General features: G+C 37.0%; 12 protein-coding genes. 3 read left to right on the top strand and 9 right to left on the bottom strand.

Features of this window, described 5'->3' with window-relative positions; genetic code table 11:
- The first annotated feature begins 83 nt into the window (after positions 1-83).
- From tnpA to tnpC, 3 genes are all read left to right on the top strand, one after another.
- On the top strand, positions 84-410 hold the full coding sequence (gene tnpA, locus PY093_RS10575) for an IS66 family insertion sequence element accessory protein TnpA (protein WP_275645859.1): 327 nt from the start codon (positions 84-86) through the stop codon (positions 408-410).
- Entirely contained in the window at positions 404-760 is a 357-nt protein-coding gene (gene tnpB, locus PY093_RS10570) for an IS66 family insertion sequence element accessory protein TnpB (RefSeq protein ID WP_275645858.1), read from the top strand. Before tnpA ends, tnpB begins: the two co-directional genes overlap by 7 nt.
- Positions 761-828: 68 nt before the next feature.
- A complete protein-coding gene (gene tnpC / locus PY093_RS10565; protein ID WP_481769292.1) occupies positions 829-2,406 on the top strand; it encodes an IS66 family transposase in 1,578 nt (525 codons plus the stop codon).
- A gap of 304 nt (positions 2,407-2,710) precedes the next feature.
- Here tnpC and PY093_RS10560 read toward each other — a convergent pair whose 3' ends face one another.
- From PY093_RS10560 to PY093_RS10520, 9 genes are all read right to left on the bottom strand, one after another.
- Entirely contained in the window at positions 2,711-2,842 is a 132-nt protein-coding gene (locus PY093_RS10560) for a hypothetical protein (RefSeq protein ID WP_275645857.1), read from the bottom strand.
- A gap of 183 nt (positions 2,843-3,025) precedes the next feature.
- Positions 3,026-6,181, bottom strand: coding sequence for a DEAD/DEAH box helicase (locus tag PY093_RS10555; RefSeq protein WP_275645856.1), 3,156 nt, complete (start codon positions 6,179-6,181; stop codon positions 3,026-3,028).
- 499 nt (positions 6,182-6,680) lie between these two features.
- The gene (locus PY093_RS10550) at positions 6,681-7,436 is read right to left on the bottom strand and encodes an HIRAN domain-containing protein (protein ID WP_275645855.1); all 756 of its coding nucleotides are present in this window, start codon (positions 7,434-7,436) and stop codon (positions 6,681-6,683) included.
- Positions 7,437-8,309 carry a HipA domain-containing protein gene (locus PY093_RS10545; RefSeq protein WP_275645854.1) on the bottom strand — a complete coding sequence of 291 codons (873 nt, stop codon included), beginning with the start codon at positions 8,307-8,309 and terminating at the stop codon, positions 7,437-7,439. It lies immediately after the preceding gene.
- 333 nt (positions 8,310-8,642) lie between these two features.
- Complete coding sequence (locus PY093_RS10540) at positions 8,643-13,001, bottom strand: AAA domain-containing protein (RefSeq protein ID WP_275645853.1); 4,359 nt, start codon at positions 12,999-13,001, stop codon at positions 8,643-8,645.
- A gap of 335 nt (positions 13,002-13,336) precedes the next feature.
- Positions 13,337-13,669, bottom strand: a complete 333-nt coding sequence (locus PY093_RS10535) for a DnaB-like helicase N-terminal domain-containing protein (RefSeq protein ID WP_275645852.1) — start codon at positions 13,667-13,669, stop codon at positions 13,337-13,339.
- On the bottom strand, positions 13,666-14,628 hold the full coding sequence (locus PY093_RS10530) for a DnaD domain protein (RefSeq protein WP_275645851.1): 963 nt from the start codon (positions 14,626-14,628) through the stop codon (positions 13,666-13,668). The genes PY093_RS10535 and PY093_RS10530 overlap by 4 nt, the downstream gene beginning before the upstream one ends.
- A 315-nt stretch (positions 14,629-14,943) precedes the next feature.
- Positions 14,944-15,498 (bottom strand): DUF1697 domain-containing protein, encoded by a 555-nt coding sequence (locus PY093_RS10525; protein ID WP_275645850.1) that lies wholly within the window; start codon positions 15,496-15,498, stop codon positions 14,944-14,946.
- Positions 15,499-15,653: 155 nt separating this feature from the next.
- Complete coding sequence (locus PY093_RS10520; protein WP_275645849.1) at positions 15,654-16,220, bottom strand: Uma2 family endonuclease; 567 nt, start codon at positions 16,218-16,220, stop codon at positions 15,654-15,656.
- Between the last annotated feature and the right edge of the window lie 15 nt (positions 16,221-16,235).

Genomic DNA, 16,235 nt, shown 5'->3' with positions numbered 1-16,235 from the left:
GTAAGCGTCAAATACAGCCCACATTCTATTAATAGTGAGTCCATGAGATAATCTCCCTAGAAATCATATTGGGAGGTTTTTCTATGACCCTTAAGGAAAAAAGAATAGAATGGAAAGCACGATACGAAGAATGGAAACAGAGTGGAGAGAGTGTAGTGGATTGGTGCCAACATCAAGAAATTAAAGTCCACCAAATGTATTACTGGATACGGCAATTTGAAAGTAACAGCGGTTCCAAACAGACACCCGTTGCGGCACAATGGTTCACTGTTCAGGTTGATGAAGAAGCACCCCCTTCGGGGCAGGGTTCTGTTCTGCTTCATTTTGGTACGATCACAGTTGAGGTACCAACTGGAGCCAACATGGATCTATTATCAGATGTTGTCCATGTGCTTAAAAACCAATGTTAACCAATACCCAATTTCAAAGGGTTTATCTAGCGCGGGGTAGTACAGATCTTCGCAAATCGATTGATGGGCTAGCTGTCATCGTGAAGGAATGTTTTGAACTTGATCCCTTTTCGCCCAGTCTATTCGTTTTCTGTAATCGGAAGCGAGACAAGTTAAAAATCCTTCATTGGGAAAATAATGGGTTTTGGCTTTATTATCGCCGGCTGGAAAAAGGTACCTTCCATTGGCCATCGGAAAATGATAAGACCCCCAAGAACATCAGCCCTCGCCAATTTCGTTGGTTGCTAGATGGACTATCCATCGAACAAAAGCAAGCCCATCAGGAAGTAAAAGCACGTATTATTCTATAAAACTAGTTAAATACAAAATAGGGGGAATTCGGCTGGTCAAACCGGATTCTTTTCCGTATACTAGGTGTATGGAAAAGACAGCGCAAACTTCAAAAGATACAATTGAATATTACAAAGCGCTCAACGAGAAACTCGAAATGGAAAAGGAAGAGTTGGAAGCTAAACTAAAATGGTACGAGGAACAATTCCGTCTGAGCCAACAGCGCAGATTCGGGGCTTCTAGCGAGAAGACCGACCTGGATCAACTTTCCCTTTTTAATGAAGCCGAAGCTACATTCGACCCGAAGGTTGAAGAACCAACCGTTGAGACGGTTACATATAAGCGTAAGAAACAGCGTGGAGAACGTGAACGCAAATTCGAAAACCTGCCTACAGAGACGATTCACTATCGTTTGTCTGATGAGGAACAGGTTTGTTCGTGCTGCAGTGGTACAATGCATGAAATGAGTACAGAAGTACGCAAGGAATTAAAGGTTATCCCACCACAGGTCAAAGTGGTTGAACATGTTCGCCATGTATATAGTTGCCGCCACTGCGAGCGTAATGAATTAGAAACACCTATTGTGACGGCGGAAATGCCGAAGTCAGTTTTCCCTGGTAGTTTAGCATCCCCTTCGGCGATGGCATTTACCATGACCCAAAAATATGTTGAAGGCATGCCCCTGTACCGCCAAGAAAAGCACTTGGAGCGATTTGGTGTGTCTATTTCTCGTCAAACGCTAGCCAACTGGACCATCTATGGGGCAGAAACATGGCTTAGTCCGATTTATGAGGAGATGCATGCGAACCTCCTGCAGATGGAATGGCTACACGCCGATGAAACAACCCTGCAGGTCTTATCTGAGCCAGATCGTCCACAGGCGTCGACATCCTATATCTGGCTGTATCGCTCAGGTCATGGGAATACGCCTATAGTCCTGTATGATTACCAGCAAACACGGGCTAGCAAGCATCCTCAGCGGTTTTTGGACGGCTTCCAGGGATATCTGCATGTGGATGGGTATGCTGGTTACAATAATATACCGGATGTTAGGTTGGTCGGGTGCTGGGCGCATTCCCGCCGAAAATTCACCGAGGCCCTTCGAGCGCTTCCTGAGACCGCAAGCACATCTACCGTCAAGGCAAAGGAAGGTTTGGCTTATTGTAACCAATTATTTGAAATCGAGCGCAAACTAAAGGGCGTAAGTCCGGAGGAGCGCTTCGACGCACGACAGGAACTCAGCAAACCAGTGCTAGAGGCTTTTTCGGCATGGTTAAAAGAACTAACACCCCGTGTATTGCCAAAAAGTGCACTTGGTCAAGCTATCAAATATTGCCGTAATCAATGGGATAGATTAGTAGCATTTTTAGAGGACGGACATTTGGAGATTGATAACAACCTAGCCGAAAGATCTATTAAACCTTTTGTAATCGGCCGCAAAAATTGGTTGTTTAGTAATACCGCAAGGGGAGCAAAGTCTAGTGCGATCATCTATAGTGTTGTAGAGACAGCAAAGGAAAATGGATTGAACCCATTCTATTATCTTAGCTATCTATTTCAGGAGCTTCCCAATATTGATACGACAGACAAAACAAAATTGGCCGAATTCCTGCCATGGTCACCGACACTTCCCGAGAATTGCCGGGTTCTTGTTAAATCTAAATAAAGCATAAATCAAATCCCCATCTGAAAACAGGTGGGGATTATTTGACGCTTACTTTGCAATTAAATAGCATGTCGAAACAGCATACAACAGGAACAGCTACTTTGGGAGGAAAGAAGGAAACTGCGTTTACCACTCCGGCACCTACATTCCTCCTCCCTCCTGTGAAAAATTAACGCAATTAATACAACTCTTTCGAATTTAATAGTTTTCCTAATTTCTATGCAAATAGGTATCCGCTTATAGCAATACAAAAAACGACAATTGCAATCGAAACAAGTTTAGGTTTACCTCTCTTAAGTATCTTCTACAGATTTGTACCTGCATCACCAGCAAATACGACAGAAGACCCTGCCATATGAACACTATATATCAAAATTAACTTTGCCGCTTCTAAGCTTTCGCCAAGAGCAACTATTATTTCCATTGCCTTTTTCATGGATGGATCTTTATAAGGTCGTGAAACTGTATTAAGGATATTCTTCAAAAAAAGGATTTTTGGTGGCTCCCCGGTACGTTACTAATATCTAAAAATCTCGGTTAGTTTTAAAAGACAGCCTACAAAATTAAGCATTATTAATACATATGAAACCGAATAGATTTCTCAATTAATATTCATCTTTTACAAAATATTCTTATTCGCCCTTCCCACAAGATTCGAAGGCATCTCCTCTCTCAATCTCCAAACAAAGCTCATTGGCTTATTTCCCTCATGTTTGATATAATCAGCAGTCCCAAGAAATACAAACGGTGATGTTAGCCCGTTTTCGACCTTATACTCACGAACGAATAATGCGATTTGATGGTTCTTCTGCTTATGATGGATGTAACGCTGTGCAGTGGGACTATTTTCTGATATTCTACTTTGCGTTTGCCAGTGGAACAGCCTTTCATTAATTGCATAGTCTTCATATAAAGTAGATGGTGAAAAGTCCTTCTCTGATTTATTCAAAGTGATAAAGAAAATATCCAGGTGCTTTTCCTCGAAGTACTTTACACCTTCTCTAAACGCAGGAGTTTTTTCATCATTATAATACTCTAGCGCAGCCATTACTTGCGCAGTTGAATAGTTACAATGAACTTTCAATGGGCTTGTAAAGTTAAAGTCATTCTTTATTTCTAGCGTTTCTAACGAATTGTATAGGTAATATAGAATTTCTAGTATTTCACTTTTAAAATAAGAGTTTCCAAAAATCCTATGAACCCCTTCTTCGATGGAATTCAACTCTTCTTTTGCGGGGTATGATTTATAAAAAGAGTAATAAAGCATGTTTAACATGATCTTTTCTTCTTCATTCTGAATTGTACCTTCTTTTATATATTGAATCAGAAACTCTAGTTGCGAACTTGAATTTAGGAAAAAAAGGTTTTGAAGTCTACTAGTTACAAAATCCTCTTCTTCCCAGAAGAAATCTTCACTCAGACCTGCTTCTACTAACATTCTTGTAAAGCTACGGTTTCTACTTTTACCGTAAAATTCATATAACGACAAATGATGATGATTTAAAAAGTTCCCAAGTGTAAGCTCTACTCCAGTGTCTTGTTCAAAATACTTCATTTTGGAAACAAGATTTCCACGAGTATTACTACTAGATTTAATATTCCTTAAAATATAATCTTTCGCTTGCTTTTCCAATTGAATAAAGCTTCCCTTTGGCAAGTTAAAAAATCCATTTTCAATATAATGTGGAATAGAATGCTTAGTTTTTCCTATTAGTGCACGGAATTTCTCTTCAAAGTTATAGTTTTTATGAGCCTGTCCAACAAAGTCAAGTACTGTTAGACATTCTTTACCATCTGCTAAACGTAGTCCACGACCTAATTGCTGTAGGAATACTGTTAAACTCTCGGTTGGTCTTAAGAATAAAATAGTATTGACCTCTGGAATATCAATTCCTTCATTGTATAAATCAACTACAAAAATAAACTTTATATCCCCTTTAACAAGCTCTCCTTGTGCATCTCTTCTTACCTTCGCTTCAACATTTCCATAGAGAGCAACTGAAGGAATTCCAACTTTATTAAAGAAGTCGGCCATGTACTTTGCGTGCTCAATTGAAACGCAGAAGCCTAAACCTTTAACTTCATCAATATCGGTCACATATTTATACAAGCTTTTTACAATTTGATTGCTACGTATTGTATTAGATGTATAGACATTCTCTAGTTCTTTAATTTCGTAGCCTCTCCGGCCCCATTTTAACTTGGATAGATCAGCGATATCACTAACACAGAAGTATTGAAAAGGACTAAGTAGCTTTCTGTTGATTGCTTCTGTTAATCTCATTTCAGCTGAGATTGTGTCTTCGAAATAAGTTAGAATATCTTTTCCATCCATCCGCTCTGGGGTAGCAGTTAAACCAAGGAGAATTTTAGGTTGATAATGACTCAATAACTTTTGATAAGAATCTGCTGCCGCATGATGAAATTCATCAACAATGATGAAATCATAGTAATCACTTGAAGTATTTTTATGTAATTCTCTACTATTAAAACTTTGTATACTAACAAATAAATGATCAATTGAATTAGGTGTATTGTTACCGACTAAAAGGTCACCAAAGTTTTGATCTTTTAAAATAACCCGAAAGGTATCCATGCTTTGCTTTAATATTTCTTCACGATGAGCAACAAATAATAGCTTTGCAGAATGTTTATTTGCTGATCTAAACCGTTTGTAGTCAAATGCAGAAATTACAGTTTTTCCAACACCAGTTGCAGCAACCAAAAGGTTTTTCATTCTACCAAAAACTTCTCGTTCAACCTGGAGCTTTTCTAGTATCTCCTTCTGATACAAGTATGGTTGGATATCAAATAAAAAGGATAACTCACTTTGCCCATTACCTTTACTTTTAGAAAGAGCAATTTTCAATCTGTTTTGATCACCCAGTTCATTTGGATTAAAAATGGTAAATTCTCTATCATTCCAGTAGCTCTCAAATGTAGCTTCAAACTTCTTTACGATATCAAAAGAATCTTTTTCAGTTACTTTAATATTCCACTCGAGCCCTGAAGTTAAAGCTGGATTCGATAGGTTAGAAGAACCAATATAGGCTGTGCTAAATCCAGTTTCTCTTTTGAAAAGATACGCCTTAGCATGAAGTCTTGTTCTCTCTACATCATAAGAAATCTTTATTTCAGTATTTGGTAACTGACCCAATTCCTCAATTGCCTTATAATCAGTTGCTTCCATATAAGACGTTGTTATGACTCTGAGTTTTTTTCCTTCTTGTTCAGTAAAGGCCTTCAATTCCTCAATAATACAGCGTAAGCCGCTCCATTTAATAAAAGAAACTAGCATATCAATTGAATCTGAGCTAAGAATTTCTTTCTTTAGTTCACCAAGCATGTTTGGTTCGTAGTTCGAACCTGTAAACAAAGAGATTTCCGAAATAGGAGTAACAGGTCTAATTATTTCGCCTTTTCGAATACTTCTGACAGAATTTATTTTAGAATAGATCGAGGTGAGTACTTCACCTTCCTCTTCTATTTTTAGTGTTTTGAATTCTTCTTCATCCAGTTTTTCAATAAGAACCGAAATTATATCGTTACACGTACGAATTTGGTCAATCAACGCTTGTCTATCATCATTTTCGTTGTCTCTAACAAACTTTAACGCACGTCTAGTGACTGAAGAAATGTAGGTTGATAATAGTTTTCTTGCTTCTTCAGTGTCTATTCGTTCTTTACCAACCTCAAATGTTTCTAGATCAATGGCATCTAGTTCTGCTTTTAATTTTGTATTGATGATTTCCTCATATATCCCTTGTTTTAACATATCGTCACCTCGACAAATTTTACCTATTATAGACAATTTCCCTTTAGTAAATATAATATCCTTCTTTTACTATAATATTGATTTACAAAAACTTGCAGTTGATATAAAAAACTGCAGAGTTATCCCACCTTACAACATAATTAAAGAGGCTCACAAAATGTAAGCCTCTCAAAAGCTATATTTATGCCCTGCTAAACGTATCAAACCTTTCTAGATTTAGGTTAAGCATAATGCCCATATAGTTCTATGACAACAATTTGTAAATTCGCTGTTAGTAAACAAAAATACAATTTTACACCCTAAATGTAAGTTGCCGTTTGCTTCCCTCCACCTAAGGAAGCTGCTGGCTTTTGGTTTTATCGCTTGAACACCATTTATGACTTCTCCATATTATCCTTTAACGATGTTTAATTGGTAACCGTAACTTTTATAGGACAAATAAAAAAAGACCAGATCAAGTCCCTTCATTGGGAAGTAATCTGGTTTCACTTAATATATATCAGCTCGCTATTTCGATAATCGCTTCAAAATCGTATCCTATTTCCTCTTTAGGTACAGGTATGTCACTTTCGAAACTCACCTTCACCCACCAATGGGGAGTGGAGTCTGCATTTATTGATTTGACTTTAACTAGTGGGATTGCTCCATTATCTAATAAAGCAGAAACACCATTCGCATAGAACCCTGGGACATAACCAATATGCTTTCCACTTAATGTATGGATAGCTACTGCGTTAGGATCGACAGAATGATCAGATTCTCTTTTTAGTACAACCTCGCTATCTACATTAAGCCATGTTGGCCATTCGCTTGGTAATTCACGATGACGCATACCATGAATATAGAAGCTAGTGTGAACTTTTTCGTCCTTTTCGACTCTAAGCGGCCGCTCAAACGAATAAGTATCGTTAGCTAATCGACCTCGTGTTTCCTCAAGTAATTCCATTTTTGTACATTCTTCATTTAAGCCTAGGTCTTTTAATATTTCAGCAAAGTCAGCACGATTTGGTGTTGGTAACCGACGATTAAAAGCCGGAAATAATTGATCTGATTTATACACTTTATCAGGATCAGGAAAAGCTGGACTTAGTATATAACCATTTCTAATTGCATCATTTAATTTTAGATGGTCGTTATTGCCTTTAACATATCTAAATTCATAATGGGCATTGAAAAAGGACAGTGTACCGACGTGGTAAAATAAACGGTTTGTTGGGCTTTGCCATACAACCCACAGTGTTTGAACGATACTCAATTAATTCCCCTCCTCTTCTATCCACTGCAAGATCTTTCTTCTTCTAAATGGAATAATAGATAACAACCAATCCCTCTGTTCTTTACTTAATATTTCTAGGGATTCGATGTAATCATGATAGTTTTGCAAATTAAAACTTTTGATTTTTTCTACACTCAACTGCGACTCCAATGGGTATTCTTTAAATAAAAAGTTGATTAATACTTTGATTTTCACTTGTTTCTTCTCAAAGATCCCAACTTTGGATTTTGTTCTTTTTGTGTATTGGTTCATTTTTGGTTCTTTTTTTATCATATCACTAAGGACTGAATCCTCAAATCTGAATCCTAAGGAAGCTCCATTGTCATAGATAGGTGAAAACTGTATTGTATTATCTTGGTAGAATAACACCATCCAATTAAATGGGTGCCTGTCTTGGTTTCCAATTAACAGATCAAAAAACAACATATCTATAAACGACTTTTTTATTGACTCCCAATAAGGTAACATCTCTATATAATTAAATCCATATTTAAGTAGTTCGTCCCCTTCTAACTCATTCTTTAATAAGAGGTCATAATCTTCAAATATGGCCAATAATGAGCCACCTTCTTCATTTGCTACTGGTCCTCTTTCATCAACAAAATTCCTTAAGAGACAACCTTGCCTACCGTTTCTTACAACCATTTCGACTTCCATGGACTCTAGTCCTAAAATAAAAGCTATCTTAGCAGCAACGAGCTCCGTGATATCTTCCCAAGCTACGCCTTCTTCTACCTGCCTCGGATATTTTATTAAGTACTTTCTTTTATCAGGAGCTCTTAACTCCTCTTTCGGTAAAGTACTATTACCTCCATGACCAATATGTTCCCACTCGCTAATGTCACGTAACAAACCCTGATCTCCTTAATGCAATTTTCTCAATGATACCATAATGTGTAATATTTTTCATGTTGAATCTTTCTAAAATCTCGTTTCCGTTTTTTATGAACAGCTGATAATGACTTCTATTTTTTTTCGGTACTATTTATCAAGATAAAATTGACTTTTGAACAATCTACAAATAATAAAGAGAAGAGAACTTTTCCAGTGGTTTAATTTCTCACCTAGAGCTGAATACAGTGTAAGTATAAAGTATTTCAGACCATGAGAAAGGGCCAGTCTCTGGACATATTAATCAAAATTAAAACATAAATAAAGAGGCTCACTATGTAAGCCTCTCAAAAGTTATATTCTCACCCTACTATCCTTCTCAATCCCCATCTCATCAAGCTTCACCCAAAGCGAGGACATCGCTTTTTCCCGGTCTAGATAAAATTGACTACCCCTGACACGCCAAAACGTCCAACCTACTCTTTCTAATACCCTTTGACGTTCCATATCATCTTCCCATTTGTCAAGACCATGCCATTTGTCTCCATCACACTCTACTGCTAGGCGGTTTCGCATTCCTTCTACAACTAGGTCAATCCTCTTTCCTAGTGTACCTACTTTGACCTGTGGGATCACTTTATACCCTTTTGCGGTGATCATTCGAAAGACTTCTTCTTCAAATTTGGAGTCAAATTCTTGTTTTACTTCGTCAATGGCTAATTGAACTCGATGTGGTTCTATACAATACTGAAGAAGCTTATAACGTACGCCTTCTGGATTTAGCTCTTTTAGGTCTACTGAGTGATATAAGAACATTTGATCTCTGGCTCTACTTGCGGCAACATTGAATCTTTGTTGTGCGGACCTTGCTGTCATTGTTGCAAATCGAACATTTGGAGCAGCCACCATTGATAAGAAGATAACATCTCGTTCATCACCTTGGAACGAGTACGCATCACCGCAAATAATCCTTCTTTCGCTCATTTCTTCCTCACCTATTTTTTCGCGCAAGAGACCTTCGATCATTTTTGCTTGATCATGGCCTTGAAGTGAAATAACTCCGATTGATTTACCGTTATACTTATCATTTTGACAACATTCAGCAATGTGGTTAACAATTGCTTCTGCTTCTGGTTCATTAAAGACTTTTCTTGTATCTTCTTTACGGTAACCTTCTATAACTCTAATTGCCTTAACTGGTGGTTCAAGTACCTCACTACCAAGTGGTAATCGGAGTGGGTCTATCATTCCGCCGTACATAAAGTCATTACTAAACTGAATGATCTCTGGCACGCAGCGGAAATGTTCCTTTAGGATAATTTTACTTTCAAATATCCTGCTAGCTGTATCGTAAAGACTTGTTTTCATCTCAAACTGCAGTTTGTTTGGTATATTGTATAAATGACGCTCAATGAGGTCGTGTACCTCACTAATATCGGTGCCGACGTTTTCAGGGCTTATCTGATTGTCATCTCCTACGATAACAGCTTTCTTCGCTCGTAAAAGTGCACTTAAAGAGTATAAGGTACTTTGACTACTTTCATCAATTATGACGACATCAAATAGTTCATTGGTTAATTCAATATTTTCAATGACTCTATTAATAGGCATAATCCATACTGGAATAGCTCCTCTAGCTGTTTTCATTTCTTTGCTAGCTTCTTTTCGGTAAACACTTGCGTATTTTCCAGTACCTTTACCGATTCTTTGAATTGCTTTTAACCACGCAAATAGACTGCGCTTTTGTTCACGAGTTGTACGCTCGAGCTGTGATTTCCATGTAGATTCTGCCACTAATTCTTGAATCAGCTTAGCTTCTTTTTTTCGTTCTCTATCCTGTTCTAATTCTAATTCTTCAAGTTTTGGTCTTGAATGAATGTCTGAAATCCAGTTGTTCAGTTGACTCCATTTCCAAGATACGAACAAATGTTCAGGAGGGCTAAAAGCGGCACCTTTGCCATCAGATTCAATTAAACGAGTGACCCATTTTGGTGCTAATTTCTCCAGTTGTTCCTGCAATTGTTGATAGGTGTTATAGTCTGCTTCAATAGCCTCTAAGCGAAGTAGTTCATTATAAGAACTTCTCCAAAGTTCGTTGTTTTTTTCCTTGCACGCAAGATAGAGCTGTTCGTTTACTGGGTGGAGGTTAGCTAGCATATTTTGTTTGTGCAGGTAATCAAAAATCTCCTGAAAGAATACATTGGCCTTTTTCCAAGATTGCTTATTGGATAATGCAGTTAAGCCATTTTTTAAAGACTCATACCAAATAGGATCTGTCCATTTGGCCTTAGAAGTTATACCCATCTTTTCTATAAGTGGTTCTAGTGGTCGAATTATATTTTCTTTCCATTCAATCACGCTTTGTAAGCCTTGCAGATGTGTTTGAATTGAAGAAGTTAAACGCTTTTGATCTTCATTTAGCTCTGGACCTTCAAGATCTTCAAGCATTCTGTTCCACTTAAGGACTACTTTTCGGGACAGTTCAGCTTTTTCTAGATAGTTAATAACCTTATTGACATCCTCTAGATTTCGAATAGGTATAGAATTCACTGTGATATTTTCGAAAATATAAGCATACTTCCTACCAATAATATTTTTGAATAACCAACCTACACCTTTATTTTCTTCAAACCGAAGTTTTAGTTGATTTAGATCTTCTAATAAAAGAATAGGGTTATTATTACTTGGTAATTTGATGTCATCTTCTATTAACTCTGTTGTTAAGTGTTCGATCTGACTGACACGTTTTTTTACTTCGTCATAAAATACCTTCCATTGGTTAAGCTTATCTTCATACTGAAGTACATCTTGGAATAGGAGTTTTAGCCACTTTTGAGCCATTATCTCATTAAGTTTCACTAAAGTATTTTCTATAAAAGAAACCCTTTCCCCCATGTTAGCGGGGAGGTCTTCAGGCACATTCCACCCCTCAATATATTTTTCTGTGTCATTTACTTTCATTTCTACTTCATTTATTATTTTGACATTATCTTCAAATGCTGATGGTGTTGCGATCTCGGTTGGATTTGGACGGTGTAGTTCTAATGATCGTTTATCCTGCCTACTGATTTCACCAAGTAATCTGAAAAACTCGATTGTCTGATCCTTTGGAAGCGGAAATGGTGTAGAGGGATTGATAGAATCTGGAATAAGATTATATTCCTTATGTTCTGTTAACCATTTTGCTGCTTCTAATGGAGTGTAACTAGTTCCATTTAGGTCAAGGGTAACATTTTCAATTTCCGCAGATTCATTGATTAACGTATTATATTTTGCAATATTCCTTCTTGCTTGGTCCAGTTCTGCATGTAGCCGCTGAATATTTTTATCCAGATTCTCTGGTTGTTTGCTATCAAGGTTTTCCGCAATTGTTTTAATAGAGTCCTCAATTTCTTTAACAGACCGTGAGTCACCACCTAAGACGCTAACACAAAGGGACCGAACATCTTCAGGAATCTTGTCTCTTAAAACCTGTAGTGCTCTTTCTTTCTCACTAGTGATAAGGACCCGCTTTCCATGAGCAAGCAGATGACAGATTAGGTTTGCGATTGTATGTGACTTTCCAGTTCCAGGTGGGCCTTGAACAACGACACCTTCGCTTTTGGCTAATTTTTCAGCAATCAGTTTTTGCTCATTGTTTGCTGGGAGTGGAAAGAGTAAGTCTTCACCAACAGAAGTCCATTCATCAGCCTGCGTCTCAGCAGCCTCGTTATCTTCTTTTACGATCTCATTTGTTGTTAAACTTGTGATTGTATCAGGAACAGGGTAACCTTCCTTAATCTTTTGAATCGCACTCGATAATTCTTTATCCCAAATACGTCCACTACTCTGCCTTAAGAAGATAGCAGGCTTATGTTGAATGACAGGGTATGCTGGAAGCCTATGAAATGATGTTTCATCTTCTTTTTCATACGAACCTTTTGGACTAATTGTATGTACAATCTCATTAAATAACGATAACGTACCTTCTTTATCCCATGGAGTATAGTCCATGTCATCAAGCTGTGATTCCATCTCTTGTAACCTTGAACCGTTCGGGATATCGATGTTAAATAACATGTCAGTTTCTAATTGCATTCCTTTAGATGTTGGCAAAAGATAGAATATGCCCTTTTTAGCATTAAATTGAAGTTCCAAGCTTGTGACTAATACATGCCTTTGGACTTTTTCACCTGAAATATTCCAATTTAATAGACCATGTCCCCAATTTAATTCAAGGTCCTCACCTTCACGTTGTAACCTTTGATGTAGAGCAAATAATTCATCATAGATCCTTTGGATTTTGAGTTTTGGAGACGTGTCAATTGCCCATGGTCTCCATGTATCCATTAACCAGCTCTTAAAAATTTGCATCCGCTCAACAGTATCTTCAAATTTTTCAAAAATCTCTTCTTCTGTTTCTTCATCAATTCCAATAATTTTTTTATGTACTCGTTCTGGTTCTATATCAGGGTTATCCCAGTTGTTAATCCAATTATGAAGTTCTCGCGGCAATGCTGGTGTAGGTTGAATTACTTGTTTATGTACCTCTAACCACGCTTCAGGGTTAGTGCCGTTCTCACCAAGATAACAACCCTCAAGGTTTGGGATGTCTGCCTGCCACCAAACTTTCTCATAGTCATTAACACTTCGAATTATATTTTCGTTAAGCTTTTTGACGGCTAGTAAATATTCAAATATTTGAACAACCTTTGTAGAGCTCGAAGAAGTCAAATGTATCCCTCCTCACGTTTTAATCTGATTTTAACATATAATACCAATAAATTATTGTATTTCCGATGACGGGGTTTTATACATGAGGGGTGGTATGAGAATTTTCTAGAACTGTTACAGACTATAAATAAAAGTGCCTGCCACTCGTCAATTTCGACTATTCTCCATGTAATTATATTTTCCTGTTAAATTTTCTTTATAGTGAATATATGGTATCCCTATAATTTACTATTAAATGATGGACTTTTTCCCAAACTTAAAAGAGTGCCGATCTCTTATCAAACTCGTCATTGCTGGTTAATGTTGTCCAATTCGGCTATAACCTTGCCAATCTCCTAATCTTTTAAGGCTGCCAACGTTAAGATGTTTCGCTTTTCTCGTTCCTTCCAGCCATCGATAATGAGCTCTTTAACCTCGTCAAATTTTTCAATATCCGCAAATGATAACAGTTCGGATAAATACGACAATCCACCGAAGGACTCGAGATCAGGTAAGGTTGTTAAGGTGATTAAATCGATATTCTTACCCGCTTGGTTAAAATCAACCATTCTCCGCATCAACTCTTTATGACGTCCACTTTCTAGCTGTTCAGGGCGAATAACGGTATCTTTAATCAAGTAATCGGCTTTCATTAAGCTGCCAAGAAACGTCTTTTCTACAACACTCACGATTCCTCACCTGCTGTTATGTCTAGGACAAATTCCCTTGGTATATCACGACCAACTTTATTTGGTTCACTTAATTGTTTTTCTCTCAAACCCTTGGTTTTGCTCTCGTCATACAACTCAATTTCTTCAATGGTCAGTAATGATTCATTTAGCCAATTTTTTAAAATAGCAACAACATAGCTCAGCTTTCGCTTATTGTTGGAGCATGCAATGTGCATTGCTTTTAAAATGACTTCTTTTGGATTCATAAAGGCAGAGTCATCTAACCAAGCTAGCAGCTGAGCTTTTGCATGAATGTTAGCAAAACCAAATCCGTTTTGATCCCAAAATTCGGTTAGTTCCTTCACATCCTCTTCGTGAAGCCCCTGTTCTGTTTTATTTACTTTACTTGGATAGAGAACTGTTTGTTGTTGTTTTTCTTTTTCTTTTTTATTTTCTTTTTCTTTTTGCCCACGTATCGTCCCACGTGTCGTACACGTATCGTCAGACGAATCGTCCACTCCCGATTCAGAAGGGATAGATGTCGTGTCTTCCGCTGATGTATAAAAGGATTCATAAAGACTGCGAAACTCTAGCTTAGTAATATTTTCACCAACAAACTGAATAAGAGAGGTATCCTCGACATTCTCTAACTCTGCTAAAATACAATCTATCACTGGTTTGCCACCCCGAATTAGGTTTTCCTTCCCCCAGTTCTTAATCGCCAGCTCCCTTGTTTTGGGATTGTAGCGTATGAGCTTATGATGATGAATAAATCGATCCATTAATGAATGCACACTTTCAATTGAATATCCCATATCAAACGCCATTTGCTTCTTCGTAATTCTATAGATTCCTGTTTGTTTTGTATGAGGGTTTGTTAATAGATATAAGAAAAAGTATCGATCCTCTGGTGTCATTTCCTCCGAAACAATCGGACTCATCCAAAATTCCGTATGTACCATTCTGTATTTTGCCATCCTAACCACTGTCCTTTCGGTAACTTATATGTCTTCACTATAGTTATATAGATATAATGGATAAAAGGTGGCGGTGGTTTTGTGAATTTTTCACAAAAAAAAGTGACAGTCACTCGTCTCTTTCGACAACGGCTGGCACTTTAGTTTATAAATCCTTGATGTAGCATTTAAGAATCATTGAATTTTTCAAAGTAGTGTTTATGAAGAGTTTTTTAAAAAAGTACTGTTCTAAATAGAGATAAAAGAATCTGAAAAATGACCAATTGGAAACATTTAATATTAAGTATTAATTTTATAGGAGTCCAATCTTAGAATTTACATCCCTTTTGCCATTGTGGACAGTTTATTAATGGTTTTCCAGTTACGTACGGTCGAAGGAACGCCTATTTTTTTTAGATTATTGGCTAACTTGGAATTACGAATACTTTGTCGAAATAAAAGGTATACCTCTTTTCCTTCAATTCGGTATTCTTCGTTTTCGGTTTTATAAGCACTAAGCTTATTGAGTCCTTCTTCCAAAGGAGGGTCTTGTAACATTGAAACATAGAGACTCTCACCTTCTGATAATGATTCAGCTTCTGATATTGCTTCCTCAGAGAATGGACAGTTTTCGATAATCCGTTCTAATTCTTCAGCTGTTCTCATTACTACTTCAACCGAAAATCCGAAAGTCTTTTCAATTTCATGTTTTATTTGGTTCTGAAGAGTCTCTACCCCTTTTTCTGATTCAAACAGTATATTACCGCTTTGAATATATGTTTGCACTCTATCAAGACCTATTGTTTCCAATGCTTGCCTCAATTCACTCATCTTAATCCTGTTACTTCCTCCTACATTAATACCACGTAGCAGCGCAATGTAAATGGTCATTTCGATCCCTCTTTTCTATCTATCTTAATAAATTAATATAAGTTAAAAATTGTTGAACTGTCCGTAGTATGATTAATAACTATGAAAACACGGTGACAGTCCTAGTGTTTGCTTCGTTTAGCGAAACAAAATAAACATGAGGTCCGTCCCCATGTTTACAAACAAAGTAAATATTCTAAATCTATTTGAAATCCTTCTAAAATCTTCGAAGAAACGATTCCAACATTTGTTTTCATATCATGCTGTTCATACATTTTTTCAATATTTAATGAATATACCGTGACCGCATTTAGCATTGGATTAATGATCCAGTATTCTTTGACTCTATAATTCATATATAGATTTAATTTTGTAATTAAGTCGTGGGATTGATTTGATGGGCTAAGGATTTCGACAATTAAATCAGGAACCCCTACATATCGTTGGTCTGTGAATCCACTCTTATCGCAAATTACACTTATATCTGGGATTACAATCTTTGCTCCTTCTATCTCTTCATTTTTTAATTCAATATCAAATGGAGCATGAAATACCTCACAATGTTTCCCTTCAAGAAAATTACCAAATTTGATATGAAGCCTACTTGATATTCGTTGATGCCTAGTTGATGGTGATGGCGACATATACACAGTACCATCAATATACTCTAATAATTCTTCACTACTCTCACGGATTTCAAAGTACTCATCTACTGAAACATAGTCCTTACGATAAAGATTCATAACACCCACTCCTTA

The sequence above is a fragment of the Cytobacillus sp. S13-E01 genome, assembly GCF_029193815.1.
In the GTDB taxonomy this organism is placed as follows: domain Bacteria; phylum Bacillota; class Bacilli; order Bacillales; family Bacillaceae_L; genus Bacillus_BV.
The sequence above is the reverse complement of the archived record's forward strand: the minus strand, read 5'-3'. Positions and strand labels throughout refer to the sequence as shown.

Excerpts from the sequence above, each read along its gene's own strand:
- tnpC (WP_481769292.1), top strand. The coding sequence starts at position 829 with ATGGAAAAGACAGCGCAAACTTCAAAAGATACAATTGAATATTACAAA.
- PY093_RS10525 (WP_275645850.1), bottom strand. The coding sequence starts at position 15,498 with ATGACCATTTACATTGCGCTGCTACGTGGTATTAATGTAGGAGGAAGT.
- tnpA (WP_275645859.1), top strand. The coding sequence starts at position 84 with ATGACCCTTAAGGAAAAAAGAATAGAATGGAAAGCACGATACGAAGAA.
- tnpB (WP_275645858.1), top strand. The coding sequence starts at position 404 with ATGTTAACCAATACCCAATTTCAAAGGGTTTATCTAGCGCGGGGTAGT.
- PY093_RS10520 (WP_275645849.1), bottom strand. The coding sequence starts at position 16,220 with ATGAATCTTTATCGTAAGGACTATGTTTCAGTAGATGAGTACTTTGAA.
- PY093_RS10555 (WP_275645856.1), bottom strand. The coding sequence starts at position 6,181 with ATGTTAAAACAAGGGATATATGAGGAAATCATCAATACAAAATTAAAA.
- PY093_RS10560 (WP_275645857.1), bottom strand. The coding sequence starts at position 2,842 with ATGAAAAAGGCAATGGAAATAATAGTTGCTCTTGGCGAAAGCTTAGAA.
- PY093_RS10530 (WP_275645851.1), bottom strand. The coding sequence starts at position 14,628 with ATGGCAAAATACAGAATGGTACATACGGAATTTTGGATGAGTCCGATT.